23 protein-coding genes are annotated in these 26035 nt (G+C 70.9%); 16 read left to right on the top strand and 7 right to left on the bottom strand.

Going from position 1 to position 26035, the window contains the following annotated elements; genetic code table 11:
- Positions 1 to 3 precede the first annotated feature (3 nt).
- A complete protein-coding gene (locus BG418_RS06175; protein WP_188272681.1) occupies positions 4 to 1590 on the bottom strand; it encodes an FAD-dependent monooxygenase in 1587 nt (528 codons plus the stop codon).
- Positions 1591 to 1851: 261 nt separating this feature from the next.
- Here BG418_RS06175 and BG418_RS06170 point away from each other — a divergent pair, with 261 nt between their 5' ends.
- The 6 genes from BG418_RS06170 (at position 1852) to BG418_RS06145 (ending at position 5453) form a co-directional block, all read left to right on the top strand.
- Entirely contained in the window at positions 1852 to 2145 is a 294-nt protein-coding gene (locus BG418_RS06170; protein ID WP_188272680.1) for an antibiotic biosynthesis monooxygenase family protein, read from the top strand.
- Positions 2142 to 2606: a nuclear transport factor 2 family protein gene (locus BG418_RS06165; RefSeq protein ID WP_188272679.1), complete on the top strand. Its 465-nt coding sequence runs from the start codon at positions 2142 to 2144 to the stop codon at positions 2604 to 2606. Before BG418_RS06170 ends, BG418_RS06165 begins: the two co-directional genes overlap by 4 nt.
- 4 nt (positions 2607 to 2610) lie before the next feature.
- Positions 2611 to 3117, top strand: a complete 507-nt coding sequence (locus tag BG418_RS06160) for a nuclear transport factor 2 family protein (RefSeq protein ID WP_188272678.1) — start codon at positions 2611 to 2613, stop codon at positions 3115 to 3117.
- Positions 3098 to 3559, top strand: a complete 462-nt coding sequence (locus BG418_RS06155) for a nuclear transport factor 2 family protein (RefSeq protein ID WP_188272677.1) — start codon at positions 3098 to 3100, stop codon at positions 3557 to 3559. The genes BG418_RS06160 and BG418_RS06155 overlap by 20 nt, the downstream gene beginning before the upstream one ends.
- Positions 3556 to 4329 (top strand): SDR family oxidoreductase, encoded by a 774-nt coding sequence (locus BG418_RS06150; RefSeq protein ID WP_317453528.1) that lies wholly within the window; start codon positions 3556 to 3558, stop codon positions 4327 to 4329. Before BG418_RS06155 ends, BG418_RS06150 begins: the two co-directional genes overlap by 4 nt.
- Before the next feature lie 68 nt (positions 4330 to 4397).
- Positions 4398 to 5453, top strand: coding sequence for an LLM class flavin-dependent oxidoreductase (locus BG418_RS06145; protein WP_188272676.1), 1056 nt, complete (start codon positions 4398 to 4400; stop codon positions 5451 to 5453).
- A gap of 121 nt (positions 5454 to 5574) precedes the next feature.
- Here BG418_RS06145 and BG418_RS06140 read toward each other — a convergent pair whose 3' ends face one another.
- Both BG418_RS06140 and BG418_RS06135 read right to left on the bottom strand, forming a co-directional pair.
- Positions 5575 to 7059, bottom strand: a complete 1485-nt coding sequence (locus tag BG418_RS06140; protein ID WP_188272675.1) for an FAD-binding protein — start codon at positions 7057 to 7059, stop codon at positions 5575 to 5577.
- Between the two features lie 117 nt (positions 7060 to 7176).
- Positions 7177 to 8250 (bottom strand): phosphotransferase family protein, encoded by a 1074-nt coding sequence (locus tag BG418_RS06135; protein ID WP_188272674.1) that lies wholly within the window; start codon positions 8248 to 8250, stop codon positions 7177 to 7179.
- Between the two features lie 194 nt (positions 8251 to 8444).
- Between BG418_RS06135 and BG418_RS06130 the strand changes: the two genes are divergently transcribed.
- Positions 8445 to 8990 carry a flavin reductase family protein gene (locus BG418_RS06130; RefSeq protein WP_188272673.1) on the top strand — a complete coding sequence of 182 codons (546 nt, stop codon included), beginning with the start codon at positions 8445 to 8447 and terminating at the stop codon, positions 8988 to 8990.
- Positions 8991 to 9054: 64 nt separating this feature from the next.
- Here BG418_RS06130 and BG418_RS06125 read toward each other — a convergent pair whose 3' ends face one another.
- The 3 genes from BG418_RS06125 to BG418_RS06115 form a co-directional block, all read right to left on the bottom strand.
- On the bottom strand, positions 9055 to 10014 hold the full coding sequence (locus BG418_RS06125) for an MBL fold metallo-hydrolase (RefSeq protein WP_188272672.1): 960 nt from the start codon (positions 10012 to 10014) through the stop codon (positions 9055 to 9057).
- Positions 10015 to 10143: 129 nt separating this feature from the next.
- Entirely contained in the window at positions 10144 to 11052 is a 909-nt protein-coding gene (locus BG418_RS40775) for a zinc-binding dehydrogenase (RefSeq protein ID WP_317453527.1), read from the bottom strand.
- 180 nt (positions 11053 to 11232) lie between these two features.
- The gene (locus BG418_RS06115) at positions 11233 to 11970 is read right to left on the bottom strand and encodes an SDR family NAD(P)-dependent oxidoreductase (protein ID WP_188272670.1); all 738 of its coding nucleotides are present in this window, start codon (positions 11968 to 11970) and stop codon (positions 11233 to 11235) included.
- Between the two features lie 227 nt (positions 11971 to 12197).
- Here BG418_RS06115 and BG418_RS06110 point away from each other — a divergent pair, with 227 nt between their 5' ends.
- From BG418_RS06110 to BG418_RS06100, 3 genes are all read left to right on the top strand, one after another.
- Entirely contained in the window at positions 12198 to 13136 is a 939-nt protein-coding gene (locus BG418_RS06110; protein WP_188272669.1) for an AfsR/SARP family transcriptional regulator, read from the top strand.
- A 459-nt stretch (positions 13137 to 13595) separates the two neighbouring features.
- Positions 13596 to 14813, top strand: coding sequence for a transposase (locus BG418_RS06105; protein ID WP_223184434.1), 1218 nt, complete (start codon positions 13596 to 13598; stop codon positions 14811 to 14813).
- A gap of 363 nt (positions 14814 to 15176) precedes the next feature.
- Positions 15177 to 17144 carry a helix-turn-helix domain-containing protein gene (locus BG418_RS06100; protein ID WP_188272668.1) on the top strand — a complete coding sequence of 656 codons (1968 nt, stop codon included), beginning with the start codon at positions 15177 to 15179 and terminating at the stop codon, positions 17142 to 17144.
- A gap of 76 nt (positions 17145 to 17220) precedes the next feature.
- On the opposite strand, the gene BG418_RS06095 is transcribed toward BG418_RS06100, so the two are convergent.
- Positions 17221 to 18219: a helix-turn-helix transcriptional regulator gene (locus BG418_RS06095; RefSeq protein WP_188272667.1), complete on the bottom strand. Its 999-nt coding sequence runs from the start codon at positions 18217 to 18219 to the stop codon at positions 17221 to 17223.
- A 182-nt stretch (positions 18220 to 18401) separates the two neighbouring features.
- Between BG418_RS06095 and BG418_RS06090 the strand changes: the two genes are divergently transcribed.
- The 6 genes from BG418_RS06090 (at position 18402) to BG418_RS06065 (ending at position 25855) form a co-directional block, all read left to right on the top strand.
- The gene (locus tag BG418_RS06090; protein WP_223184433.1) at positions 18402 to 18803 is read left to right on the top strand and encodes a hypothetical protein; all 402 of its coding nucleotides are present in this window, start codon (positions 18402 to 18404) and stop codon (positions 18801 to 18803) included.
- 109 nt (positions 18804 to 18912) lie between these two features.
- Positions 18913 to 19095, top strand: a complete 183-nt coding sequence (locus tag BG418_RS06085; RefSeq protein WP_188272665.1) for a hypothetical protein — start codon at positions 18913 to 18915, stop codon at positions 19093 to 19095.
- A gap of 198 nt (positions 19096 to 19293) precedes the next feature.
- Positions 19294 to 20487 carry an FG-GAP-like repeat-containing protein gene (locus tag BG418_RS06080; RefSeq protein ID WP_188272664.1) on the top strand — a complete coding sequence of 398 codons (1194 nt, stop codon included), beginning with the start codon at positions 19294 to 19296 and terminating at the stop codon, positions 20485 to 20487.
- Between the two features lie 189 nt (positions 20488 to 20676).
- Positions 20677 to 22026 carry a VCBS repeat-containing protein gene (locus tag BG418_RS06075; protein ID WP_188272663.1) on the top strand — a complete coding sequence of 450 codons (1350 nt, stop codon included), beginning with the start codon at positions 20677 to 20679 and terminating at the stop codon, positions 22024 to 22026.
- A 99-nt stretch (positions 22027 to 22125) separates the two neighbouring features.
- A complete protein-coding gene (locus BG418_RS06070) occupies positions 22126 to 24249 on the top strand; it encodes a VCBS repeat-containing protein (RefSeq protein WP_188272662.1) in 2124 nt (707 codons plus the stop codon).
- A gap of 160 nt (positions 24250 to 24409) precedes the next feature.
- Positions 24410 to 25855 carry a glyceraldehyde-3-phosphate dehydrogenase gene (locus tag BG418_RS06065; protein ID WP_188272661.1) on the top strand — a complete coding sequence of 482 codons (1446 nt, stop codon included), beginning with the start codon at positions 24410 to 24412 and terminating at the stop codon, positions 25853 to 25855.
- Positions 25856 to 26035: the final 180 nt, after the last annotated feature.

The raw sequence follows: 26035 nt of genomic DNA, 5'->3' as shown, positions 1-26035 counted from the left end.
CAGTTAGGGTCGGCGCGCGGGGCGGTCGAGGACCGTACGCAGGGCGGCTTCCAGGCCACCGGTCCCCGAGTCGTCGGCCGCGCGCCAGGCGATGAAGCGGTCGGGGCGCACCAGCGTGGCCCCCGTGGACGTGACGCCGTACGTCTTCTCCCAGCCGCTCGTACGGTGGACGGCGAGAGTGATGCCGAGCCGGTCGGCCGCCTCCTTGGCCGCGTCCTCCCACCCGTCGCCGTCGGCCCCGACGAGCAGGACGAAGGACCGGCCGAACAGGGCGGTGGTGGAGCCGCCGCCGTCGAGCGATACGTATGGCGCACGTGAGCCCGGACGTCCGGTGGGCGCGGTCGGGTCCTCCAGCAACTCCCCCTCGTCGCCCGGCTCAAGGACCACCGCGCCCTGGGCGACGCGGTAACCGAAGACCTGGACGACCGGGTCGATGGGAGCCGCCGCCGTACCGTCGTCGAGGTCGGGGCCGAGGCGTTCCACCGTGTTGGCGAACTGCTGCTCCGCGATCATGTCGGAGACCGGCCTGCGCTCGGCGTCATGGCTGGTCAGCAGCCCCGGACCGGCCTGGCCCGTCACGGTCATGGCGAGCTTCCAGGCGAGGTAGAAGCCGTCCATGATGGCCGTGTTGCCGCCGAGCCCGCCCGGCGCCGGCACCACCTTCGCGGCGTCGCCCACGAGGTGCACCCGCCCCACGGAGAAGCGGTCCACGACCTCGCTCACGATCTCGGTGAGACCCGAGCCCGCCACCGTCAGCTCCAGGTCGGGCATGCCCAGACCGGTGCGTACGAGAGCGGCGCACTGCTCCTCGGAGTAGTTCGTGAAGTCGGGCTGCTCCTTGGTCATCCCGCGGATGTAGCCGTAGCGGCCCGGGATGTCCGTCGTGTAGAAGACGCCCGGCACCGGGTGCAGCAGATGGAACAGGGCGAAGCGGCGGGCCTCGGTGACGCCGCCCTCCAGCCCCTTGAGCGGGCCGCTCATGTCCGCGTCGAAGAAGACCCGGAACACCTCGCCGAGCCGGCCCCGGCCGTGCGCGCCGAGACCGAGGGCGCGGCGCACCCGGCTGTGGCGGCCGTCGGAGGCCACCAACTGCTGGGTGCGTACGGTGCGTTCGGCGCCGCTCTTCACCTCGCGCAGCAGCGCGGTGACCCCGTCGGCGTCCTGGGTGAAGGAGACGAGCTCGGTGCCGAAGGCGAGTTCGGCGCCCAGCTCGCGGGCGCGGTCGGCCAGGATCTCCTCGGTGAGCTCCTGGCTGGCCATGGCCCACTCCTCGGGCGAGACATGGTTCATGCTCATCTCGCCCTGCGTCATGATGCCGCGCAGTACGGGGCCGGAGAGGGTCTCGGCGAGCGCCATGTAGAAGTCGCCGGTGCCGCCCGGCGAGGCGGCGGTGATCCGGTCGGCCACACCGGCGATGCGCAGCGCCTCCATCGTGTGCGGGTACTGGCCCCGCGCCTTCATCACGACGGAGGTGCCGGGGTGCTTCTCGACCAGCAGCGGCTGCACACCGTGCAGGCCGAGGAAGAGTGCGGTGGACAGACCTGACAGACCGCCGCCGGCTATGAGGACAGGCACGGATGCCTCGGACACGGGCACTCCCGGATTCGGTGGACAAGGACGATGCGCTCAGCATCGGCAGCGCGGACGGTGACCGGATCGGGAGGCGATGCCGACGGGCTGGGGGCTCGGTCGTGACGCCTGTCGCCGTCCTCCAACGAGTCACCAACCAGGCATCAGCGGCGGCCGGAAGTGTGGACGGTGCCCGGGGCGCCGGCCCCTGCGGGCCGGGGGAACGGTCTGCCGCACAGGCCGGTGCCCGGGTGACACCGTTCGTCCTACCGAGGAGTCTTCGTGGTCGTCTTCGTCAACAAGCTGACGCTCATCGGCAAGCCCGAGGAGCTGGAGCGGATCTACGCGCACGTCGCGGAGTTCATGGAGGAGCAGCCCGGTCTGATCCGCTACCAGCTGCTCCGTTCGCAGAAGGAGCCGGGCACCTACTTCAACGTGGCCGAGTGGGACAGCAACGAGTCCTTCGACAAGGCGCTGGCCGAGCCCGAGTTCCGTGCCCGCCTCAAGGCGCTCGGCACCGTCATCAAGGGCGAGCCGCACATGAGCGACGTCGTCGTCGAGGGTGTGGCCCGATGACCGCCCCTGCCGCCACGGCCGCGGACCTCTCCGCCGTCTCGGCCGAGTCGTACGCGCAGATCCTGCAGTTCTACGCCCACCACATGCAGCTGCTCGACGGCGGCGACGCCGAGGGCTGGGCGGACGGGTTCACCGAGGACGGTGTCTTCGCGCAGAACGTCAAGCCCGAGCCGTGGAGCGGCCGTTCGTTCATCGCCACGTCGATGCGGCGCGGCATCGACCGGCTCGCGGCCCGCGACGTCCAGCGCCGGCACTGGTTCTCGATGGTCGTCGCGACCCCCGGGACGCCCGGCGCGGGCGACGAGGAGGCCGTGCGCACCACGTACTACGCGGTCGTCTTCGAGACCCCGCGCGGCGGCAAGGCGTCGGTGTACCTGAGCACCACCGGCGCCGACCTGCTGGTGCGGCGCGACGGTCAGTGGCTGATCAAGCACCGCGACATCTTCCACGACGGGGTCTGATCCGATGGCGCCGCAGACTGTCGACGGCCCTCTCTTCGACGAGATCCAGCGGTTCTACGCCACCCAGGTGCGGCTGCTCGGCGAGGGCGACGTCGACCGCTGGGCGCTGACCTTCACCGAGGACGCCCTCTTCGAGCAGGAGGCCCCGGCGGACAAGGTCTTCGCCGGGAACGCGCCGCCCGTACGCCGAGGACGTGCCGCCATCGCGGCGGCGGCCCGGGGCGCGGTCGGCGAGCGGCGGGCGGACGGCCGGGTGCGCCGGTATCTGATCGGCATGCTCACCGTCCAGCACATCGGGGACGGCGCCGTACGCACCCGCTACAACGCGCTCCTGGTGCAGACCCCGCGAGGCGGTCGCGCCGAGCTCCATCTGAGCACCACCGGACGGGACGAGCTGGTCCGTCGCGACGACGGCTGGCTCGTCCGTCACCGAGTCAACTCACATGACAGCGTGGCCGGTTCGCACACCGGCCCTGAGCAGGAGGAACACCATGGCCGATCTGACACGTGAGCGCGTGGAGGCGGCGTACGCGGCCCTCATGACCGGCGACCGGGACAAGATCACCGAGTACTGGTCCGAGGACCTGCGCTTCCAGATGCCCGGCAACCACCAGTTCGCCGGCTGGTTCAACGGCCTGGACGACTACCTCCAGAAGATGGGCAAGCTGGGCGAGGCCTGCGGCGGCCGCATCACCGCCGACACCCACCACATCCTCATCAACGAGGCAGACGGCATCTCCGTCGACATCTACCAGCTCGACGGCTACCGCGCGCACGCCGAGGAGGGCACCACCTCCCCGTACGAGCGTCTCCAGGTCGAGGGCGTGCACATGCTCCGCTGGGAGAACGGCAAGATCGTCGAGGGCCGCAGCGCCCTGTTCGCCGACGGGGTGACCCGGGGCAACCTGTGGTGGTCGCCGGTCGGCTCCGACGGAGAGCGCACGGAGCTGTGACCGGCCCGGCCGGCGACGGCACCGGTCTGACCGGCCGGGCCGTCGTCGTCACCGGTGCCGGGACCGGCATCGGCCGGGCGGTCGCGCACGCCTTCGCCGACGAGGGCGCCCGCGTCCTGGCCGTCGGGCGCGGAGCAGCCCGGCTGCACGAGACCGCCGACGGGCGCCCGGGCATCCACCCGTTCGCCGCCGACGTCTCGGCGCCGGAGGGACCGCGCGCGATCGTCGAGGCGGCCGTACGTGAACTCGGCGGCGTCGACGTCCTGATCAACAACGCGGTGACCATGCGGTCCGCGCCGCTCGGCCGCATCGAGCCGGACGACACACACCGCCAGGTCGCCACCAACCTCCTGGCGCCGCTCTTCCTCACCCAGGAGGCCCTGCCCCACCTGGAGGCGGCCAAGGGCACCGTCATCAACGTCACCACCGCGGGCAACCAGCGCGGCTGGCCCGGTCATTCGGTGTACGGCGCCACCAAGACCGCGCTCGACTTCCTCACCCGCACCTGGGCGTTGGAGCTCGCACCGCGCGGCATCCGGGTCGCGGGCGTCGCGCCCGGCCCGGTCGAGACCCCGATCGGCGAGCACGCGGGCCTGGACGCCGAGGGCGTCGCCCGGCTGCGTGAACGCCAGCGCGCCCGGGTGCCGCTCGGGCGGGTGGGGCAGCCCGAGGAGATCGCCTGGTGGCTGGTGAACCTCGCCCGCCCCGAAGCCTCCTACGCCACCGGCCTCGTGCTGCCGGTGGACGGCGGCGCCGGAGTCGTGTTCTGAGCACGACCCGGCCCTATTCCGAGCAAACCCGGCCTTGAAGTGCCGAACCTGAGACACATGGAGCAGCGATGGAATTCGGTATCAATTTCTTCCCCACGGTCGGTCCGGACGACAAGCCGGCCGACCAGTACTTCGACGAGGCGCTGCGGCTCGTGGAACTGGCCGAGGAGCTCGGCTACGACCACATCAAGACCGTCGAGCACTACTTCTTCAAGTACGGCGGCTACAGCCCCGACCCGGTGACGTTCCTGGCCGCCGCCGCGGCCCGTACCAGCCGTATCAAGCTGGTCACCGGCGCCGTCATCCCGGCCTTCACGCACCCGCTGAAGCTGGCGGGCAAGCTCGCCATGCTGGACAACATCTCCAAGGGCCGCCTCCAGGTGGGCTTCGGCCGGGCCTTCCTGCCCGACGAGTTCGACGCGTTCGAGCTGGCCATGGACGAGAGCCGCCCCCGGTTCGTCGACGGTCTCAAGGCCTGCCAGAAGCTGTGGGCCGAGGAGAACGTGGTCTGGGACAGCGAGTTCTACAAGTTCGGTCCGGTCACCCTGCTGCCCCGCCCCTACCAGCGCCCGCACCCGCGCATCCTGGTGGCCGCGGCCATCACGCCGTCGTCCTGCGAGCAGGCCGGCCGCGACGGCCACGGACTGCTGCTCGTGCCGTCCATCTCCAAGCGCGAGAAGGTCCAGGAGATGCTGACCCTCTACCGCAAGGCGTACGCCGAGGCGGGTCACCCGGCGGGCGGCGACGAGGTGCACCTCAGCTACGGCTGCTACCTCGCCGAGGACGCCGCCGAGGCCAAGGCCAAGGGCCGCGAGTACAACCAGCGCACCAACGCGGTGATGATCGACGCCGTGGCCGCCTGGGGCACCCGCCGCAGCGAGGGCTACCAGGGGTACGAGGAGATCGTCGACAAGGTCAAGCGGTCCGACTTCGACAAGACGCTCGCCGAGAACAAGACCCTCGTCGGCAGCCCGGAGGAGATCACCGAGCGGCTGCGCACCATCCGCGAGTGGTACGGCGACGTCACCATCAGCCTCCAGATGATCTCGGGCAACCCGAGCTTCGAGGAGACCACCCGCACCGCCCGCCTCTTCGCCGAGCAGGTCATCCCGAACTTCCGCTAGACACCGAGCAGTTGGTACGAGGAAGGGGCTCCCCCCGATGGTTTCGGGGGGAGCCCCTCTCGTATGTCCGCCGTCCGCGCACGTCTGTGGCCGCGCACGTTTCCGTGCGCGGCCACAGTGCTCAGACGCCGGCGACCCAGGCGCCCGCGACGGCGGGCACCAGGAGGGCGGTCACGCGCAGGGCGACCGCCGCGATGGTGAGCGCCGGCGGCACGGCGCCGGACGAGCCGTGCAGCAGCGAGCCGTCGACGACGTACAGGTTGCGCGCGCCGCGCACCGAGCCGTCGGCGGTGGTGGCCAGGCCCAGCGGCACACCGCCGACCACGTTGCCGCCGGTGGTGCCGATACGGTTGAAGGCGGTCTTGCTGCCCGGCGTTGCCGCGTTCAGCCGGTCCAGGGTGTGCCGGACCGCGTCGGTCGCCCGCACCGCGCGCGGGTCCTCCACGGGCCAGTTGAGGACGACGTCGTCCTTGGCCGCGTCGTAGCGGAAGGAGCCGAGCGGTTCGGTGGGCGAGGCACCGATCGTGGTGATCCACCCCTCGTCGGACGGGGCGTCCACCCAGGGGAAGTTGAGCAGGGTGACCGGGGCGTGCGGGTTGTCCTGCCAGTCCTTGACGACGATCGAGCAAGGGCCGCCCTGCGCCGGGTTGTTGGGGGCCATCCCGGTCCGCGCGGTGATCACCTCGCTGTTGCCGACCCGGGTGCCGATCGAGTCGTCCAGGTCCGGCAGATGCCCCAGGGCCTTCGCGCGCATCAGCAGCCGGGTGGTGCCGAGCGTGCCGGCCGCGAGGACCAGATGCGTGGTGTGCACCTCGTGCCGGGCCACCACCCTGCCGCTCTCGTCCAGTTCGTCGTACGCGACCACATGGCCCTCGCCCTCCGGGCGGATCCCGGTGACCAGGCTCAGCGGCCGCACCTCGACCCGGCCGGTGGCCTCGGCGCGGGCGAGCACGGTGACGTCCATGCTGCGCTGGGCCCCGCTGTTGACGCCGAAGACGTTGAGCCCGGCGATGTGCGAGGCCTCCCGGCGGCCCGCCATCTCCTCGCGGACCGTGTCCCAGTCGACGGCCAGGTCGACCAGGTCGTACGGGATGCCCGCCCGCTCCAGCTGGCTCATGAAGTCGCGCGAGGAGCGGTAGAACTCGGAGTCGAGGATGTCCTTCGGTATCGGGGAGCAGCCGATCAGCTCCCGGGCCTGCGGATACCAGACGTCGTGCATCTCCTGCTGGTCGAGGAAGTCCCCGAACGCCCGACTCGCCAGCGCGGGCGAGGGCTCGACCATGGTGCCGTTGCTGAGCAGCGAGGCGCCGCCCACACCGGCCGCCGCGATCATCGTCAGACCCTCGCCCTCCAGGGATTCCAGGACACCCGGGTAGATGTCCAGCTCCCGGTCGGTCAGCGGGGACTTGGGGCTCAGCCAGGACGCGCGGCCGTCCGGCCGGTGCTGGGTGGCGAAGGTGTCGCCGTCGGCGCGGACCTGCCAGCGGCGGCCGCGCTCCAGCACGATCGTGGCGATCCCGGCCTCGGCGAGCCGCAGGGCCGCGATCGATCCGGCGTAACCGCTGCCGACGACCAGGGCGTCGGTACGGTGCTGATGGGTTTCCATGGGACGGCCTCTCTGAACGTTTCGGAAATTGCGTAAGGGTCGATCCGGTGGTGCGTGTGGGTCGTGTGGGGGGCTCCGCGCCGTGTGAGTGGGGTCATCGCGCGGAAGTCATGGGGCTCAGCCCAGCGGCTTGAGCGTGCGCTCAAGGAGACGGGCCGCGTTGCGGGCGAGCGGGACGTCGGCCTCGGCGGCGACCAGGCCGTGCTCCACCAGGAGCCGTCCCACCCGGGAGGCGATCAGGGCGAAGCGGAAGCCCGCGAAGATCTCGTACCAGTCCAGGTGCGCCGCCACGGACCGCCCGGACAGTTCCTCGTACCGCTGTACGGTCTCGGCGCGGCCGGGCAGGCCCGGCAGCCGGGGTGCGCCGACGCCTTCGCTGAGGTGCCGGTCGAGATAGAGGTACCAGCCGAGGTCGGCCTCGCCCGGGCCCAGGAAGGTCATCTCCCAGTCCAGTACGGCGGCGGGCCTCACGCCCGAGTAGAGCAGGTTGCCCAGTCGCGCGTCGCCCCACAGCAGGCTCGGCTTCTCCGGCTCGGGCGGCAGCGCGCCGCGCAGCAGCGCGAGGGCCTCGCGCACGGGCACCGAGTCCGCGCCGCCGAAGTGGTCCATATGGGCTTCGTAGTAGTCGAGTTGGGCGGCGAGCCCGTACGGCCCGTGCTGTGACGTACGCAGGTCGTCCAGGCCGAGCGCGGTCACATCGAGGCGGTGGATGCGGTGCAGCACCTCGACGCCGCCCCACCACACCGCGGCGCGGCCGCTCTCGTCCAGGGTGGAGACCGGCCCGTCCGGGCGGTGGTACGAGGGCAGGTCCGGCGGGACCCAGCCGTCCACCCGGTCCATGGCGTAGAAGGGCGCGCCGAGCAGCGCGGGGTCGGGCTCGAAGCCGAGGACGCCGGGGACCGGCACATCGGTGTCCCGCAGCGCGTCCAGTACGCGGTACTCCTCGTCGAGGCGGGAGCCCGGCATCACCTGGTAGGCGGTGGGGGCGACCCGGACGACGAGACGGCGGCGGCGTTCGGCGCCCGCCTCCCGCCACACCGCGTCCACGAGCAGCGTCTCGTTGGAGAAGCCGAGGCCCTTGGGCACCTCAACCTCGGTCCGCAGGTCCACCGCGCCCGGCAGCCGCTCGGCGAGCCAGGTCGTGAGCTGTTTTCGGGTGAGTTCGGGATCACGTTGCTGGGGCACGGGCATGGCCGGCTCCTCCATCCATGTATAGGGGTGCCCCCATGGTCGGCGGGGCCGATGGGGGACGGATGGAGGATGGCCGACGGCGTCACGGCGTCTTCGTACGCCCGTCGGCGGCTCTGCATCGAGCGCCGAGCGGTTCCCCAACTGCCGCTGCCAGCATCGCTGTCGACCAGCGAACACTACTTGGGGAGGTCGACATGTCCTGGGCACCGCCTGTGGGAGTGCACGTGGAGCCGCAGCTGTTCAGACACATACTCGGCCATGTCCCGAGCCCCGTCACCGTGGTCACCGCGGCGACGGCGGCCGGGCCGGCGGGGCTCGTGGTGGGGTCGTTCGTGTCGGTGTCGCTCGAACCGCCCCTCGTCGGGATCTTCATCGACGAGCGGTCGGTGAGCTGGCCGCCGATGAGCGAGGCGGGGTCGTTCACCGTCAACATCCTCGCCCATGACCAGCAGGAACTGTGCGCGCGCTTCGCCAAGAGCGGCGGCGAGAACGACCCGGCGGCCAAGTTCGCCGGGCTGAGCTGGTGGGAGTCACCGCACGGCAACCCGGTGCTGCCCGGCACCACCGCGTGGCTGGACTGCCTGGTACGCCAGGTCCAGCGGCTCGGCGACCACTTCTTCGCCGTCGCCGAGGTGGTCGGCCTGGGCGTGGACGCGGCGCGCCCACCGCTCGTCTTCCACCGGGGCGCGCTGCACACGGTGGCACCGTCGGCCGATATTCCGGCGCCCCGACGGGGATAGCGCACGATGACTGCGCCCCGCTGGACGAACCGGCGGGGCGCAGTCGTTTGTCCACGTACGGACTTCAGGCCAGACACACCATCGGCTCGCCGCCGTTGAGTCGGGCCATCTCGGCCATCACCGGGGCCGAGCGGATCTGGGTGTCGAGCGGGCGGCCGTGTGCCTCGGAGTACGCGCGGTGCAGGTTGGCCACCACCCGCTCGGCGTCCCGCCATTGCGCGTACGGGCCGAGCGAGGCGTCGCGGGCGGCCTCGTACGGGGTGAGTCCGGCGGCGATCCCCTCGGCGGCGACCTGCTGCACCCAGCGCAGATACGCCTCGGTCTCGTCCAGCGCCTCGGGCCCCGCGACCGGCCCGTGGCCGCCGACGACGACGCGGGGATCGAGGTCCCGCAGCCCCGCGATCGCCTCCAGGGACCCCTTGATCGACCCCATCAGGACGAACGGCGTACAGCCGGGCATCAGCACGTCCCCCGCGAAGAGCACCTGGTGCTCGGGCACCCACACCACGACATCGTTGTTGGAGTGTGCCGGGCCCACATGGATGAGCTCGACGACGAGGTCGTCGACGTACACCGTCAGCCGGTCCTCGAAGGCCACCATGGGCAACGAGCGCCGGATGTCGCCCAGTTGACCCCACTGGGTGTCCGGCCACATGTGTTTGAGGCCCTCGCCTTTCGTCGCCATCTCGTCGCGCATACGCGCGTGGGCGACGACGGTCGCGTACGGGGCGGCGACGGCGTTGCCGAGGGTGTGGTCGCCGTGGTGGTGGGTGTTGAGAACCATCCTCGGTTCCACGCCGCCGCGTTCGAGCGCGGCCGCGCGCAGGCCCCGGGCCCTGGCCTCGGTGGCCGCCGTGTCGACGAGCGCCGTCGTGTGGTGGCCGACGAGGATCCCGGCGTTGTTGAGGCACCAGCCGCCGTCGGGCTGGACATAGGCGAAGATCCCGTCGGCGACCTCCTCCACGCGGGGCGGCGGCACGCGGGTGGGATGACTGTCGAACGGAGTTGTGGAAGGCAGGCTCATGGCTCCACGGTGGCCGGGCGTCCTGGAGGACGACAGGTGCGCCGATGACCGCCGGGTGGAGACCACCGGAGGGCAGCAGGAAGGGCCCGGCGGGCCGCACAACCGCCGGGCCACATAGGTCAGTTGGTCTCAGAGTTCGAGGACGACCTTGCCGTTCGCCTGCCGACTGCGCAGGCCGTCGAGCGCGGGCTCCGGGTCGTTCCAGGAGCCGACGGCCGCGACCTGCGGGGCGAGCCGTCCCTCGGCGACGAGCCGGACCAGGGAGGCGAGGTCGCGCGCGACGCTCCGGCGGGTCAGCTCGTCGAAGAGGTGGAGATAGCGCAGATGCAGGCCGGGGCGGGCGTGGCCCCAGTCGACGGGCAGCCGCAGCTCCTCGCGCACGGTGTTGCCGTAACAGACGACTGAGCCACCGGGCCGCAGCCGCCCGAACGCGTCGGCCAGCACCTGTCCACCGACGCTGTCGACGAGCACGTCCACCGGCTCGCCGGTGGCACCGCCCGATGCGTCATGGATCTCCACCCGGTGCGCCCCCAGCGCCCGCAGCCCGTCCGCGCGGCCCGGGGAGCCGACCTGGGCGATCACCTCGGCGCCCGCGGTGGCCGCCAGCTGGACCAGCATGCGGCCCACTCCCCCGCCCGCGCCGGTGATCAGCACGGACCGGCCGAGCAGCGTTCCCGCGTACTCCAGCGCGTACAGCGCGGTCAGTCCGGCCACCGGCAGGGCGCCGGCGGCCGGGTACTCCATGCCGTCGGGTATCGGGGTGAGCCGCGTCGGCGACAGCGCGATCCGCTCGGCCCAGCCGTCCCGTTCGGCGAGCGCGGTGACACGGGTGCCGACCGCGGGGCCGGTGCCGTCGGCCGCGGCGCGCAGTACGGTGCCCGCCACGTCCCAGCCGAGCCGGGACCCGGTGGGCAGCTGCCCCATCAGGGCGAGTTCACCGCGGTTGACGGCGATCGCGCGCACCTCGACGAGCGCCTGGTCGGGGCGCGGCTCGGGTTCGGCGACCGAGTCGAGGCGGAGTCCCGAGGCTCCGGTCACGAGCGCCTTCACGAGGCGTCCACCCGGGTCGGCCCGGTCTCCACAGGCGGGTGCGAACGCCCGATGGTCAATGGGGGCATGGCTGTTGATCTCCTTCTCTGATCTGAGATGTCACCGAGTGTGCGGCGAGAGGCGCCTAACGCCCGGGTCGTGTCCGGGGCGCCGACCGGTGGCCGGATGTCACCATCTGAGGCCGCCGTTGACCTCCAGGACATGGCCGTTGACGTAGTCGGAGCCGTCGTCGGCGAGGAAGAGCGCCGCCTCGGCGACCTCCTCGGCCCGGCCCGCGCGGCCTGCCGCGATCTTGCCACCGTAATAGCCCCACAGGCCCTCGTTACGGGACAGTTCGCGGCCCATGCCCTCGTCGATGAAGCCGGGGCTGAGGCAGTTGACCGTGACGGGGTGGCCCGCCAGCTCGACGGCGACGACCCGGGTGAGCATCTCGATCCCGGCCTTCGACGCCGCGTACGCGGACGAGCCGGGGGCCACCCTGGTCGCCAGGGCCGACGACAGCGTGATGACGCGGCCTCCGCCGTCGCGCACCAGATAGGGCACCGCCGAACGCACGCACAGGAACGTGCCGTTGAGGTTGGTGGAGATCACCTCCCCCCAGTGGTCGACGTCCATGCCCTGGGCCGGACCGGGGCGGCTGACGCCCGCGCTGGCGACCAGGACGTCCAGGCGTCCATAGGTCTCGTATGTGGTCCGAGTCAGCGCGTCCACGGAGTCCGGGTCGCGCACGTCGACGGGATGGTAGGCGAGGTCCCCCTCGCCGACCGGCGGCAGTTCGTGCCGTTCATCGGGCTCTCGGGCGGCGCAGACCACGCGGCACCCTTCCTTGGCGTATGCCTGGGCGATCGCGTATCCCAGGCCCTTGGTGCCACCGGTGACGATGGCTACCTTCCCTGCGAGTCGCACGTGTGCCTCCTCGGGATCGTGTCGACGGGGGCCGACGCTACGGAATCCCGAGCGAGACTGGCTGAACTCCCGATGGGGGCCCGCGATGGGGCGAGTTGACGGATCCTGAACGCGGATGGGAGCGATGATCACGACTCGGGGATAGTTTCGATGCGTAACGACCGCGCCGGTCGCCGGAGTTCCGGTATCGGCGCGGCCCATTCCACCGATTCGTATGAGAGGTCGTCATGGAATTCTCGGTGCTCGGTTCGCTGCGCGTACGCGAAAACGGTCTGGACTACGCGCCCACGGCGCCGAAACAGCGTCAACTCCTCGCGCTGCTCGTCTTCAACGCCAATCAGGTCGTCTCGGTGGGCACCTGTATCGAGGAGCTGTGGGGAGAGAACCCGCCGGACACGGGCCTGTCCACCCTCCAGTCGTACGTGCTCCAGCTGCGCCGGATCCTGAAGCGGGTGCCCCGCATCGGCAGCCTCAAGGCGGCCCGGGAATTGCTGCAGACCCGGGACGGCGGATATCTGCTCGCCGTGCGACATGACGAACTCGACGTCAATCTCTTTCACGATCTCGTACGACAGGGCCGGGCCGAGCTCGGCAGGAACGACATCGTGGCCTCCGAACTCCTTTCTCAGGCCCTGGATTTGTGGCAGGGTTCCGCGCTCTCCGATGTCCAGGCCGGTCCCGTGCTGCGAATTCACCTCGCGGGCCTGGAGGAAACGCGGATCAGCGTCCAGGAACAGCGCATCGACGCCGATCTGCGACTCGGTCGGCACCACGATCTGCTCGGGGAACTCAGCGCCCTGTGCGCGCTGTATCCGACGCACGAGAACCTGCACGCCCAGTTCATGCTGGCGCTCAGCCGCTCGGGGCGGCGCACCCAGGCCCTTGAGGTGGTGCAGCGGCTGCGCCGGATGCTGGACGACGAGCTCGGTCTTGAGCCCTCGCCCCGGATGAACCGGCTCCACCAGGCGGTGCTCGCCTGCGACCCGGTGATCGACGCCCCGGCGGAGACGGCCCCGCTGCTCTCACTTGATCTGCTGGCGCACAGTGCCGCACATACCGCCCGGGCAAACAGCGCGAGGGCGAACAGTGCCGGAGCACACAGCGCCGGGTCAAACAGTGGTGGAGCCCACAGTACCCGCGGCGTCGGGGTCCGCCGTATCGCCTGAGTCCGACGCGCCCGGCGCGCCGACCCTGCGCAGGACGCGCACGACCGGCCGTACTCTGGACAGTTCGCCCTCCATACCCCCGGTAGCGGCGGTGTGCGATGCGCCCGGGACCCTTTCCGGGGCTCGCTTCATGTGGCCGGACCACATGCCCGATGGCGTCCATCGCCCGCGCGACCGTGCGTCGATGGCGACGTTCTGTCATTGGAACACTCCATTCCCGTGTTGCCGCGCCACACGTCCGCTCAGCACACCTCGCTCGAACGCCGGGCGAGGTGCGGTCGAACGCGGGTCGGGGGACGACCGTGGGCGGCCCCGCCTCATCTGCGGGCGGCGAGAGGGTGTCCGGCCACCCTTGGCACGCGATCGGCCGAACCGCATCGTTGGAGCCGGAATCCAGAGCTCCCGCCGGTCCCGGCGGAGCCTTCCTCCCACATCATTCCAACGGTCCACGGGGGACTCATGAATGCTGTTGCCCAGCTCCTGGAGAACGACTCTCCGGACGTCGTCGGCCCCGCGGCCGGACCCCCCGCCTGGGACGAGCGGGTGCTCGACGAGATGAGCACGGTCCTGTTCGCCTCCCTGCGCCGCAGCGACCAGCGGCTCAGGGGCGCCGAGTACCTGCGCGGCCTGCTCGGGGCGCAGGGCCGCCGTTCGATACGCAACATGGCGTCCCGACTGGGGGGTTCGGCCACCGAGCAGAGCCTGCACCACTTCGTGTCCGACTCGACCTGGGACTGGGCGCCGGTGCGCCGTACGCTCGCCCGGCACATCGCCGAGCAGGCGCCGCCGTTCGCGTATGTGGTGCGGCCCATGGTCATCCCGAAGACGGGCGAGAACTCCGTCGGGGTGGACCGGCAGTTCGTCTCCGAGCTCGGCCAGCTCGTCAACGCCCAGCAGGCGGCCGGGGTCTGGTCCGCCACCGAGCAGATGAGCGTCCCCATCAACTGGCGGCTGCATCTGTCGGCCTCCTGGCTGGGCGACCGGGCCCGCCGCCGGCAGGCGTCGATCCCGGACGACGTCTGGGAGCAGACGCCGGGTGACGGGGCGGTCGAGGCGGCCCTGGAGACGGCGTCCCAATGGGGGCTGCCGCAGCGGCCGGTCGTCCTTGACGCCCGGCACATGGACCTGGCGTCCGCGATCGCCCGCTTCCGCGCGGCCGGCGTCCCGTTCCTCGCCCGGATCAACGGCTCGCTCCAGCTCGCCGTGACGGACCCGGCGCTGCAGGGGCGTACCCCGGAGGTCCAGCAGGCGGTCCAGATCATGACCGCCGCCCGCGACCGGATGCGCCCGGCCCCCCTGCCGGACGAGGGCGGTGCCCGGGCCGGGCGGCCGCTGCAGCTGACCACCAAGGTCCGGGTGCGCCCCTCACGGGCGGTGCGGCAGGTGGTGGGGCAGGGCGAACTGGCCCTGCTGGGCGTGGCCGAGGCCCGTTGGCAGAAGCCCGTGGAGCTGTGGCTCACCGATATGACACAGGCCCGGCTGCCCACCCTGGTGCGCCTGAGCCGGCTCATCCGGCGCGCCGACCGCGACTTCCGCGAGACCACCGACCGCCTCGGCATCCGCGACTTCACCGGCCGCTCCTACGCGGGCTGGCACCGCCATGTGACCCTCGCGTCGGCGGCCCACGCGGTGTCCATGCTGGGCGCGCCGGGAGAGGGGGCGACGGAGCCGGCCTGAGCCCCCGGGGCCGCCCCCACCTCCGTACGACTCCAGCCCGCCCGGCCGTTCGCGACGACGGCCGGGCAGCGAACGATTCTGGCCAAAACCGGGGGGATTACTTGATCGTGCCTTCCGGATGAACCCCTAATTGCCGCGTGGGGTCCCGTGATGGCGGTCGAAAAACAAGGGAACAGCGCAGGAGCAGGTCAGCTGTTACGCGGCCGAGCGGCGCGGCTGTGTGCTGCGCACGGCCGGCCGGTGGACTCCGGAGCCCGTTCCAGCAGGAAGCGGACCGGCACAGACCAGCCATTTCCCCAGTCGTTCCGTCGCGTCGACACCCCTCATTGACGGAGCGTCCCCCCGCACACAGTACGGAGTGAAATGTCGCACGATACGGTCACGCTGAGTGGTGCTTTCACCTACCTCGAACTCCTCGCCATGCGCGCGTCGCGCGGCGCGTTCAGCCAACCGGCGCTGCAGGCCCGGCGCGGCGGCGCCCCTCCTCATGTCGTCGACGAACTGGAGCGGGCCGAGCAGCTGGCCCTCGGCGTCGAGCAGCAGCTGGCCGACCTGGACCGCCGCAAGAACGAGCTCTCCCTGCTCCTGGACACGGCCCGCGCGCTGACCGAGGGAGAGGACCTTGAAGCGCTGCTGACGACGCTCGTACGCCGCTCCCGACTGCTGCTGCACGTCGACATGGCCTGGGTGGTGCTGCTCGACGGCGAGGACGACTCCTGCGTACGGGCCACCGACGGCGCGATATCCGTGGTCGGCGGGGTGGCCCGCGCCCCGGTCCGGCACGGCCTCAGCGCGATCGACGCGGTGGGGCGGTCGGCGGTCTGGACCTCCGACTGCCATCGGGACGACACGTTCGGGCAGTCCGAGGAGATCGAGTCGGTGGTCCTGGAGGAGGGGCTGACGGCGCTGCTCGCGGTGCCGCTGCGCAGCGGGGGCAAGGTGGTCGGCGTGCTCTTCGGCGGCGACCGGGTGGCCCGCTCGTACACCGCCGACGAGGTCGCCATGATGTCGACGCTCGCCGACTACGCGACCTCCGCCGTGAAGTGGGTCCGCGCGGTGGAACAGACCCGGGACCGGGCCGTCGACCTCGCGGTGGAGGTCGACCGGCTGCGCATCCGGGACCGGGCGCGGCAGCAGAGCGCGCGCAACGGACATCGCCTCGTCGAACTCGCCCTCGCCGGCGTCGATGTGACGGCGTTCACCGCGGCCGTGGGCGACGCGCTGGGCGGCTCGGTCTGGCTGCGGGACGAGGACGACGGCACGCTCGCCCGTACCAGCGGGCTCTGGGACGACGAGGAGGAGCTGGCCGCCGCCGTCTTCACGGCCCGCGCCGAGCATCGCGTGGTGCAGTGCGACGACGGCGTCACGGTCGCCCCCGTCCGCGTCGCCGAGGAGGACCTGGGCGCGCTCGTACTGCGCTGTCATCCGAGGGACAGGACGCCCGACGCGGGCCTGTTGCAGTACGCGGTGCAGGCCGCGGCGATCCTGATCACGCTCGACCGGGGCGCCGACTCCACCGACCGCAGGTTCCGCGACGAGGCGCTGGACCGGCTGCTCAACGGCGGCCCCTTCAGCCGGCGATGTCAGATGCGGCTCCAGCATCTCGGCCTCGACCTGAGCCGTCGGCACGCCGTGATCGTCGCCGAGATCCCGTCCGACGACTGGCAGTCCGTCTCCACCTGGACCTCCACCTTCGTATGGCTGCGCGGGGGCGCCAGGACGATCCACAACGGCCGCCTCGTGCTCCTGCTGCCGCACTCCGACGCCGGGGAGGCCGCGCGCGAGGTGATGCAGCGCCTCGGCAAGACGCTCGGCCGCCCCGTCCCGGTGGGCGCGGCCTCGGCGCGCGGCGGCCCCGAGGAGCTGCTGGCCGCGCACGAGGAGGCCGTGGCCTGTCTGGAGGTCCTGACGATCCTCGGCGACGAGGACGCGCGGACCCCGGCGACCGCCGTCGAACTCGGCTTCGTCGGCATGCTGTTGGGCGGCAGCCGTGACATCGGCGCGTTCATCGAGCAGACGCTCGGCCCGATCATCAGCTACGACGAGCAGCGTTCCACCAACCTCGCCGCCACCCTGGAGGCGTACTTCGCGGCGGGCGCCAGCCCCACCCACGCGGCCGCCGCGCTGCGGGTGCACACCAACACGGTGGCCCGGCGACTGGAGCGCATCTCCCAGCTCCTGGGCCCCGACTGGCAGCAGCCGGGCCCGGCCCTGGAGATCCAGCTGGCGCTGCGCCTGTACAAGGTCAGCGCGTCACTGCGGGGCCGTGCGAGGGCCGGGTCCGCGCATGCGCTGTCGGGGCAGGCGATGTCCTGGCCCGACGGAGACTGACCTCCGGGGCACCGCACCACGGCCTGAACCATCCCCCGACATGGGGTGGTTCAGGCCGGTTCGGAAAGTGGCCGGTTCAGGCCGGTCCGGACGGCAGCCAGCCGTGCTGCACGGCCCGCACGCCCGCCTCGAACCGGCTGCGCGCGCCCAGCCGTTCCATCAGCTCGGTCGCGATCCGCCGCGCGGTGCGCTGCGAGACCCCGAGCCGTTTGGCGATCGCCTCGTCGGTGTGGCCCTGCGCCAGCAGGGCGATGGTGGTCGCCTCCTGGGGTCTGAGCCCGTGGGTGTCCTTGGCCGCCACCTCGCCGAGCGGCTGGGCGGTCGCCCAGACGCTCTCGAAGAGCGCGCACAGCGCGGTGAGCGTGCCCTGCCCGGTGAGGACGACGGCTCCGGCGGCGCTGTCGTCGCTGGTGACCGGGATGACGGCGGTGGTGTGATCGAAGATGATCATCCGGGTGGGCAGCTCCGGGACCGTACGCACCTGACCGCCGAGCTCCGCGAGCCAGTTGACGTACTCGACGGTGGGCTGGTCGTTGCGCACGCTGCTCAGATAGACGGTGCGCATCGCCACCCCCCGCTCCAGCAGGTCCTTGTTGAGGGGCCGGGCCGCCGCCATGGCCTGGGCGGGCTGGGCGCCGCCGGGCGCGAACGTCATGGCCTCCACCGACAGACCGCGGGTGAGCCGGGCCAGGCAGTCGCGGATCTCGTCGAGGCCGATGAGCTGCTCGACACCGGGGCTGGCCGCGGCGGGCCGCAGATCGGTGTACTCGGCGATCAGCTGGGCCGCGACGGCCCGCGATGCCTCAAGCCGCTGCTGCTGAGCAGCCAGTTCGGCCTGCTGACGAGCCATCAGGATTTCCATGCCGATGTCCGGCGAGACCGCCCGCAGGCTGCCCTCCCGCTCGGCCGACGGTCGTACGAGGGCCAGTTCGCTCAGTACGTCGAGCGCGTTCCTGACCTCCTCCTCGGGCTTGCCCACCCGCTTGACCAGGTCGGCGACCCCGCCTCTCGGGTCGCACAGCATCGCCCGGTAGACCGACTCGGCCACCTCGTCGAGTCCCAATGCGGTCAGCATCCCCATCCCCTTCACCCCTCGGTACATCACACCCCCGGGTCATCCGGATCATGTCATAAATGGCCTATACCTGTGTATACGGAATGCGTCATGCCGATCGTGGCGGCCGGAAACGGCCATGGACGCATCCGTCCAACTCGGTTTGTTGGTGGGTGTGCTGGCCACTTGAAAGAGTGGACTCCATGTATCTCGTCCACGCTCTTGTGCAGGCCCGCCCCGGTGCGGCGCTGCCTGCCGACACGCGGTCCCTGGTTCTCGCCCACGCCCGCGAGGAGGACGGGGTCGAGCACGTCAGTGTCCATCCGCACGCGCTCCCCCACCCCGTACTCGGTCTCTATGTACAAGCCAGGAACCTGGCCGACGCCGAGTCGCGGGCGACCGCGCTGTGCCGACGGGTGCTGGCCAACTGCCCCGAGTTCGACGGCTGGTCGCTGCTGTCCGCCCAGGCTCCGCTGGTCGCGCCCTTCTATGAGGCGCTGCTGTCCTCATCCGTCCCCGAGGTGCCGTGGGTGGACAGATTCGTCCAAGGCCGTTTCGGTCCACCCGAAAACCCTTCCACCCCGCCTGACCAGCGACGAAAGTAGTACTTGCCAGCAGGGAACACCGCCCGGCAGGCAAGAGCCGGAAAGCACCACCGCGGGGTGCGCACCGGTTCGGGACCACCCGACACATCGTCAGAACAGGACTCACACCATGCTTCGCATCCGTCTCACCCAGGCCGCCGCGGTCATCGCCTTCGCCGGTTCCCTCCTCGGCGCCGCCGGCGCCACGACCTCGAACTCCGCCTCGGTCGTCAGCGCCCGCGACATCATCTGGGCCGCACCGGCCGGCTCGACCTCGCCCGAGGCGCACGTCGGCGACATCATCTGGGCGTAGTCACGCCCACCGGCCGCGCCGGGACGTCTCAAACGTTTACGCATAAACGTCCACGCCCCCAACTCCGGCCCACCCGGCACACCTTCAGCTGCTCCTGCAGGGCAGCTGCGGCCGGCCGGGACGCCGGGCCCGTACGGGCTCCGCATTCCTCGCAGCACCCACCACCCACGCGCTCATACGCCGACCCAAGGATCCGCCATGCCCAAAACCGCCCCCCGTAAGCGGCTCACCGCCCTGGCCGGGCTCACCCTCGCCGGTATCGCCCTCTCGACCGCCTCCGCCGGCACCGCGTCGGCCGCCTCGGTGAGCACCTGGGAACGGGTCGCCCACTGCGAGTCGACGGACGACTGGACCATCGTCTCGTCCAACCACCAGTACTACGGCGGCCTCCAGTTCCTCCTCTCCACCTGGGACGCGTTCGGCGGCCGCCAGTACGCCACGTATCCCAACCAGGCCACCAAGCAACAGCAGATACTCATCGCCGAGAAGGTCCTCAGAAAACAGGGTGCGGAGGCCTGGGCGAGCTGCGGGCGGGAGGCGGGCCTGACCGACGACGGTGTCGACCCCTACCCCTCGACGAGCGTTCCGCCCGCCCCGGTCGGCATCGTCCAGCTCACCGCCGCCGACTTCAACGGCGACGGCAAGGCCGACCTGGTCGGTGTCGAGGCCGCGACCGGCAAGCTCTGGCTGTACCCCGGCAACGGCAACGGCACATTGGGCGAGCGGGTGTTGATCGGTTCCGGCTGGGCCGGTATGAGCGGTCTGGCCGCCGCCGACTACACCGGTGACGGCAAGGCGGACCTGCTCGCCGTCGACAACGCCACCGGGAACCTGTACGTGTACCCGGGCACCGGCACCGCCGCCGGTATGGGCACACTGGGCGACCGGGTGCAGATCGGCACCGGCTGGCGCGGTATGCGGGACCTCACCGCGATGGACGTCGACAAGGACGGCAAGCCGGACCTGGTCACCGTCGACTCCGCCGGTGCGCTGTGGGCCTACCCCGGCACCGGTTCGCTGGACGGCACCAACACCCTGGGCGACCGGGTGCAGATCGGCTCGGGCTGGAGCGGTATGGCCGAACTGGCCAGCCCCGGCGACCTGAACGGCGACGGCAAGGCCGACCTGGTGGCCGTCGACACGGCGGGCGGGCTGTGGAAGTACCCCGGCACCGGCTCACTCAAGGGCATGAACACCCTCGGCGACCGCAACCAGATCGGCACCGGCTGGAACACCATGCGCCAGCTCGTCGGCGCCGACTTCAACGGCGACGGCAAGGGCGACCTCGACGCGGTCCAGGCCCCCGCCGGATCGACCGGCACCTTCTACTTCTACCCCGGCAACGGCAACGGCGGCTTCGCCGACCGCGCCGCGATCGGCACCGGCTGGTAGCAGCGGGCCAACCGCCCGCACTTCACCACACCTGGTGGCGACGGCCCGACGCGCCGCGCACCGCAACGTACTTCACGACACCCGGTAGCGACGGCGACCCGCCCTCGTACCGCCACGCACTTCCTCGCATCACCAACATCCCTCATTCCGGGCGCGGTTCACCGTGCCCATCAACAGGAGAATCCCACGATGTCGAAGTTCACCGCCAAGCTGAAGAAGACCACCGTCGCCACTCTGGTCGCGGCCGCCGCCGTCACGGGTATGTCGGTCGCCGGACCGGGCGCCGCCACCGCGAGTGCCGCCGGGACCTCTTCGGTCGGCGGCAGCATCACCACCGCCGAAGTACTGTCCCGTGCCCAGTACTGGGTCGACCACGACGTCCCGTACAGCCAGTCGAGCTACACCGGCGACCCGCAGGGCCGCAGCTACCGCCAGGACTGCTCCGGCTTCGTCTCCCTCGCCTGGCACCTGCCCACCAGCCTGACCACCTGGTCGCTGCCGGACGTGGCCGCGCCGCTCGGCAACCTCGACCAGCTCCAGCCGGGCGACATGCTCGACAACATCGACTCCCATGTGGTGCTCTTCGTGAGCTGGGCGGACTCCGGCCACACCACGGCGAACATCATGGAAGAGGCCCACACGGGCACCAACGCCCGCAAGGCCACGTACAGCCGCAGCTACATCAACAACAACGGCTTCAAGCCGTACCGTTACAACAAGATCGTCGAGGGTACGCCGACCCCGCCGAAGGACGCGGGCATGTCCAACCTCGCGGGCGGCGACTTCAACGGCGACGGCAAGGCCGACGTGGTGGGCGTCGAGGCGACCACCGGCAAGCTGTTCTACTACCCCGGCATCGGTGGCGGCTCGCTCGGCGATCGGGTCCAGATCGGCACCGGCTGGGGCTCCATGAGCGAGCTGACCTCCGGCCACTTCACCGGGTCCGGCCGCCTCGACATGGCCGCCGTCGACGCCGACGGGGTGCTGTGGATCTACCCGGGCAACGGCGACGGCACCTTCGGCGAGCGCACCAAGGCGGGCACCGGCTGGGACGGTATGCACGACCTGGCGGGCGCCGACCTCAACAAGGACGGCAAGAGCGACCTGGTGGCGGTCGAGTCCTCCACCGGCAAGCTGTTCCTCTACCCGGGCAACGGCAACGGCACCTTCGGTGACCGCGTCCAGATCGGCGCCGGCTGGAACGGCATGGACCAGATCGTCAGCCCCGGTGACCTCAACAAGGACGGCAAGGACGACATCGTCGCCCGTGAGGTGTCCACCGGCAACCTGTACGCCTACCCGGGCACCGGCTCCGTCAACGGTATGAACACCCTGGGCGACCGGGTGCAGATCGGCTCCGGCTGGGGCGCCATGACCAACCTGGTCAGCGGTGACTTCAACGGCGACGGTGTCGGCGACGTGGACGCGGTCCAGGCCGCCGTCGGCTCCACCGGCACCTTCTACACCTACCCGGGCACCGGCTCCATCAACGGTATGAACACCCTGGGCGACCGCGCCCAGATCGGCACCGGCTGGTAGTCCCCGCTCCCCCGCTCCCGCTCCACCCCCGGGCAGCCGCCGCACCCACCGGTGCGGCGGCTGCCCCGTGCCCCGCATCCAGGAAGGGACAGCACCGCCATGACCACCCCAGTCCGTAGAATCCGCACCTCGGCATACGGCGCCGCCGCAGCCGTCGCGGCCCTGACCTCACTGCTCACGGGGGCCGCGAGCGCGAGCCCGGCCGCCGCGGCCACCGCCCCCGTCGTCCCCAACGGGGCGATCGCCACGTACAACACCATCACCCATGTCGGCACCGACGGTATGGGAATGCGGGACAGCGGTACGCAGGCCCGCTGGGCCGCGGGCTTCGAGTCATCCCACCCCGGTCTGAAGCGCACCACGATCAACGGCGTCCTCGCCAGCTCCTCGCAGACCCAGGCCCGTCCACTGTGCCACCCCTCCAACACGGCAGGTGCGCAAGGTTTTTGCTGGTCGGCCGAGGACGACGCGACCAAAACCTGGATCCCGCAGGGTCTCACCGGCTCCGGCGAGTCGCCCCGGTCGCAGACCCTGGTGAACGGCCGCAAGGTCCTCCTCACCAGCTGGTACGGCACCAACTCGCCTGCCGGAATGGAGCGGATCACCTTCGCCGATGTCACCGATCCGGACCATGTGACCTACAAACACGTCCAGTTGGTCGCGTCCTCCAGCGACGGCAGCAACTACGTCCCCATCGTCACGGGGCATGCGAACGGCATCGTCTGGTCGGGCTCGAAGCTGTATGTAGCGAGCATAGGCAGCGCCCTGGACGTCTTCGACCTCAACGACATCTGGCAGATGGACGTCACCTCCGACACCTCGATCGGCGTCGACGCGAACGGCAGGACCCACGGCGGCGGCCACGACTATGTGCTGCCGCGCCAGGGGACGTACGAGTACACCGGCGCGGGCACCGGCTGCGGCACTTATCCCGGGGCGGACGTCCCCGAGCGCCCCTGCATCACCGCGGCCTCGCTCGACCTCACCGGCGCCCAGCCCGCGCTGGTCACCGCCGAGGGCGACCCGGGCGGGACGGAGGGCGACTTCGGCAAGGTCGCGTCCCGGATCGTGCGCTGGCCCATCGACACCGCCACCGGCACGCTGAAGGCCGACTCCACCGGCCGCGTACAGGCCGCCGAGGCGTTCGCCTCACCGATGGGCGGCGTCCAGGGCGTCGCCATGAACAAGGGCCGGTTCGCGCTCTCGGGCCCGTGCCCGGAGTTCGTGCCCGCAGAGCACCACGGCTACAACATCCCCAGCTGCCTCTACCACGCCTACCCGGACGAGCCGGTGCGCCTCATCACGCGCACCGGGATCAACCTGGAGAACCTCTCGTACTGGCCCGGCACCGACGAGCTGTGGATGGTCAACGAGAACCCCGACAACCGTATCGTCGTGCGTACTTCATGGCCGAAGGACCCCGCGCCGACGGGTATGACCAAGCTGACCGCCGCCGACTTCACGGGTGACGGCAAGAAGGACCTGGTCGGTATCGAGGCGGCCACCGGGAAGCTGTTCCTCTACCCGGGCAACGGCAACGGCACCTTCGGCGACCGTATCCAGATCGGCACCGGCTGGGGCGCCATGGACAAGCTCACCGCCGCCGACTACACCGGCGACGGCAAGGCCGACCTCGTGGCCGTCGAGAAAGCCACCGGCAACCTGTACGTCTACCCGGGCACCGGCAGCGCCAATGGCACGGGCACCCTCGGCGACCGCGTCAAGATCGGCACGGGCTGGAACGGGATGCGGGAGCTGACCGCGCTGGACGTGGACGGCGACCGCAGGGCGGACCTGGTGGCCGTCGACGTGCGCGGCGACCTCTGGGCCTACCCCGGCACCGGCTCGCTGAACGGCACGAACACCCTGGGCGACCGTACGCAGATCGGCTCCGGCTGGGACACCATGACCGAGCTCACCTCCCCCGGCGACCTGAACGGTGACGGCAAGGGCGACCTGGTGGCCATGGACGGGACCGGCGCGCTGTGGGCCTACCCGGGCACCGGCTCGCTGAACGGGATGAGCACCCTCGGCTCGCGCACCAGGATCGGCAGCGGGTGGGACGCGATGCGCGGGCTCGTCGGCGCGGACTTCAACGGCGACGGCAAGGGCGACCTCGACGCCGTCGAGGCCCCGTCCGGCGCCACCGGCGCGCTCTACTTCTACCCGGGCACCGGCGCCACGGCGCTGGGCGACCGGACCCAGATCGGCACCGGCTGGTAACCCGCCCGTAGGCCTCTGTACTGCTCGTTTACGCCTGGAGCCCCTTCGCCGTCGTCTCGGCGAAGGGGCTCCAGGCGTCCCCCGGCGAGACCGCTTGAAGGATCAAAATCTCGACGGGTTAGCATATGAGCACCGCCTAGCTCGATCGAGAGATAAGCCTGTGACTGTCAACGACGACTCGTTCACTAACTGGAAGAACCGCGAGGAGATCGCGGAGTCGATGATCCCGATCATCGGGAAGCTGCACCGGGAGCGGGACGTCACGGTCCTGCTGCACAGCCGCTCCCTGGTGAACAAGTCGGTGGTCAGCATTCTCAAGCTCCACCGATTCGCCCGGCAGATCGCCGGTGAGGAGCTCTCGGTCACCGAGACGCTGCCCTTCCTCAAGGCCCTCACCGAGCTCGACCTCGGGCCGTCCCAGATCGACCTCGGCATGCTCGCCGCGCAGTACAAGAGCGACGACCGCGGTCTGTCGGTGGCGGAGTTCACCGCCGAAGCCGTCGTCGGCGCCACGGGTGCCAACAAGATCGAGCGGAGCGAGTCCCGCGACGTCGTCCTCTACGGCTTCGGCCGCATCGGCCGCCTCGTCGCCCGCCTCCTCATCGAGAAGGCCGGCTCGGGCAACGGTCTGCGGCTGCGCGCCATCGTCGTGCGCGGCGGCGGCGACGCCGACCTCGTCAAGCGCGCCTCGCTGCTGCGCCGCGACTCGATCCACGGCCAGTTCAACGGCACGATCACGGTCGACGAGGCGAACAGCACGATCATCGCCAACGGCAACGCGATCAAGGTGATCTACGCGGGCGACCCCTCCGAGGTCGACTACACGGCGTACGGCATCAAGGACGCCATCCTGATCGACAACACCGGCAAGTGGCGCGACCGCGAGGGCCTCTCCAAGCACCTGCGCCCCGGTATCGACAAGGTCGTCCTGACCGCCCCGGGCAAGGGCGACGTCCCGAACATCGTGCACGGCGTCAACCACGACATGATCAAGCCGGACGAGCAGATCCTGTCCTGCGCGTCCTGCACCACCAACGCGATCGTGCCGCCGCTCAAGGCGATGGACGACGAGTTCGGCGTCCTGCGCGGTCACGTGGAGACCGTCCACTCGTTCACGAACGACCAGAACCTGCTCGACAACTACCACGCGGCCGACCGCCGCGGCCGCTCGGCGCCGCTGAACATGGTGATCACCGAGACCGGTGCCGCCTCCGCCGTCGCCAAGGCGCTGCCGGACCTCAAGGCGCCGATCACCGGCAGCTCGATCCGCGTCCCCGTCCCGGACGTCTCGATCGCGATCCTGAGCCTGCGCCTGGGCCGCGAGACCACCCGCGACGAGGTCCTGGAGTACCTCCGCGACGTCTCGCTGAACTCGCCGCTGAAGCGCCAGATCGACTTCACGACCGCCCCCGACGCCGTCTCCATGGACTTCGTCGGCTCGCGCCACGCCTCGATCGTCGACGCCGGCGCCACCAAGGTGGACGGCGACAACGCGCTCCTCTACCTCTGGTACGACAACGAGTTCGGCTACTCGTGCCAGGTCATCCGGGTCGTCCAGCACGTCTCCGGGGTGGAGTACCCGACCTACCCGGCCCCGGCCCACTGATCCACCGGAGCATCCGCGCAGCCCCCGTCGGCCCACCGCCGACGGGGGCTGCGCCCGTTCTCGGCGCACCCGTCCGGGCGGCTTCGACGGCACGGCGGCGGCGTCATCGGGATTTCATCGCTCCTCCCTAGCGTGACCGAGTTCAGACAACGGCTGAACCACAGGGGAGGACGATTCGAT

Origin of the sequence: Streptomyces sp. CBMA152 (genome assembly GCF_014596475.1) — a bacterium.
In the GTDB taxonomy this organism is placed as follows: domain Bacteria; phylum Actinomycetota; class Actinomycetes; order Streptomycetales; family Streptomycetaceae; genus Streptomyces.
Note: the sequence above shows the minus strand (reverse complement) of the source record. Positions and strands in the feature narration are given on the sequence as shown.

Coding starts and splice junctions, on each gene's coding strand:
- BG418_RS06165 (WP_188272679.1), top strand. CDS start 2,142: ATGACCGCCCCTGCCGCCACGGCCGCGGACCTCTCCGCCGTCTCGGCC.
- BG418_RS06160 (WP_188272678.1), top strand. CDS start 2,611: ATGGCGCCGCAGACTGTCGACGGCCCTCTCTTCGACGAGATCCAGCGG.
- BG418_RS06155 (WP_188272677.1), top strand. CDS start 3,098: ATGGCCGATCTGACACGTGAGCGCGTGGAGGCGGCGTACGCGGCCCTC.
- BG418_RS06145 (WP_188272676.1), top strand. CDS start 4,398: ATGGAATTCGGTATCAATTTCTTCCCCACGGTCGGTCCGGACGACAAG.
- BG418_RS06140 (WP_188272675.1), bottom strand. CDS start 7,059: ATGGAAACCCATCAGCACCGTACCGACGCCCTGGTCGTCGGCAGCGGT.
- BG418_RS06135 (WP_188272674.1), bottom strand. CDS start 8,250: ATGCCCGTGCCCCAGCAACGTGATCCCGAACTCACCCGAAAACAGCTC.
- BG418_RS06130 (WP_188272673.1), top strand. CDS start 8,445: ATGTCCTGGGCACCGCCTGTGGGAGTGCACGTGGAGCCGCAGCTGTTC.
- BG418_RS06125 (WP_188272672.1), bottom strand. CDS start 10,014: ATGAGCCTGCCTTCCACAACTCCGTTCGACAGTCATCCCACCCGCGTG.
- BG418_RS06110 (WP_188272669.1), top strand. CDS start 12,198: ATGGAATTCTCGGTGCTCGGTTCGCTGCGCGTACGCGAAAACGGTCTG.
- BG418_RS06105 (WP_223184434.1), top strand. CDS start 13,596: ATGAATGCTGTTGCCCAGCTCCTGGAGAACGACTCTCCGGACGTCGTC.
- BG418_RS06100 (WP_188272668.1), top strand. CDS start 15,177: ATGTCGCACGATACGGTCACGCTGAGTGGTGCTTTCACCTACCTCGAA.
- BG418_RS06095 (WP_188272667.1), bottom strand. CDS start 18,219: ATGCTGACCGCATTGGGACTCGACGAGGTGGCCGAGTCGGTCTACCGG.
- BG418_RS06090 (WP_223184433.1), top strand. CDS start 18,402: ATGTATCTCGTCCACGCTCTTGTGCAGGCCCGCCCCGGTGCGGCGCTG.
- BG418_RS06085 (WP_188272665.1), top strand. CDS start 18,913: ATGCTTCGCATCCGTCTCACCCAGGCCGCCGCGGTCATCGCCTTCGCC.
- BG418_RS06080 (WP_188272664.1), top strand. CDS start 19,294: ATGCCCAAAACCGCCCCCCGTAAGCGGCTCACCGCCCTGGCCGGGCTC.
- BG418_RS06075 (WP_188272663.1), top strand. CDS start 20,677: ATGTCGAAGTTCACCGCCAAGCTGAAGAAGACCACCGTCGCCACTCTG.
- BG418_RS06070 (WP_188272662.1), top strand. CDS start 22,126: ATGACCACCCCAGTCCGTAGAATCCGCACCTCGGCATACGGCGCCGCC.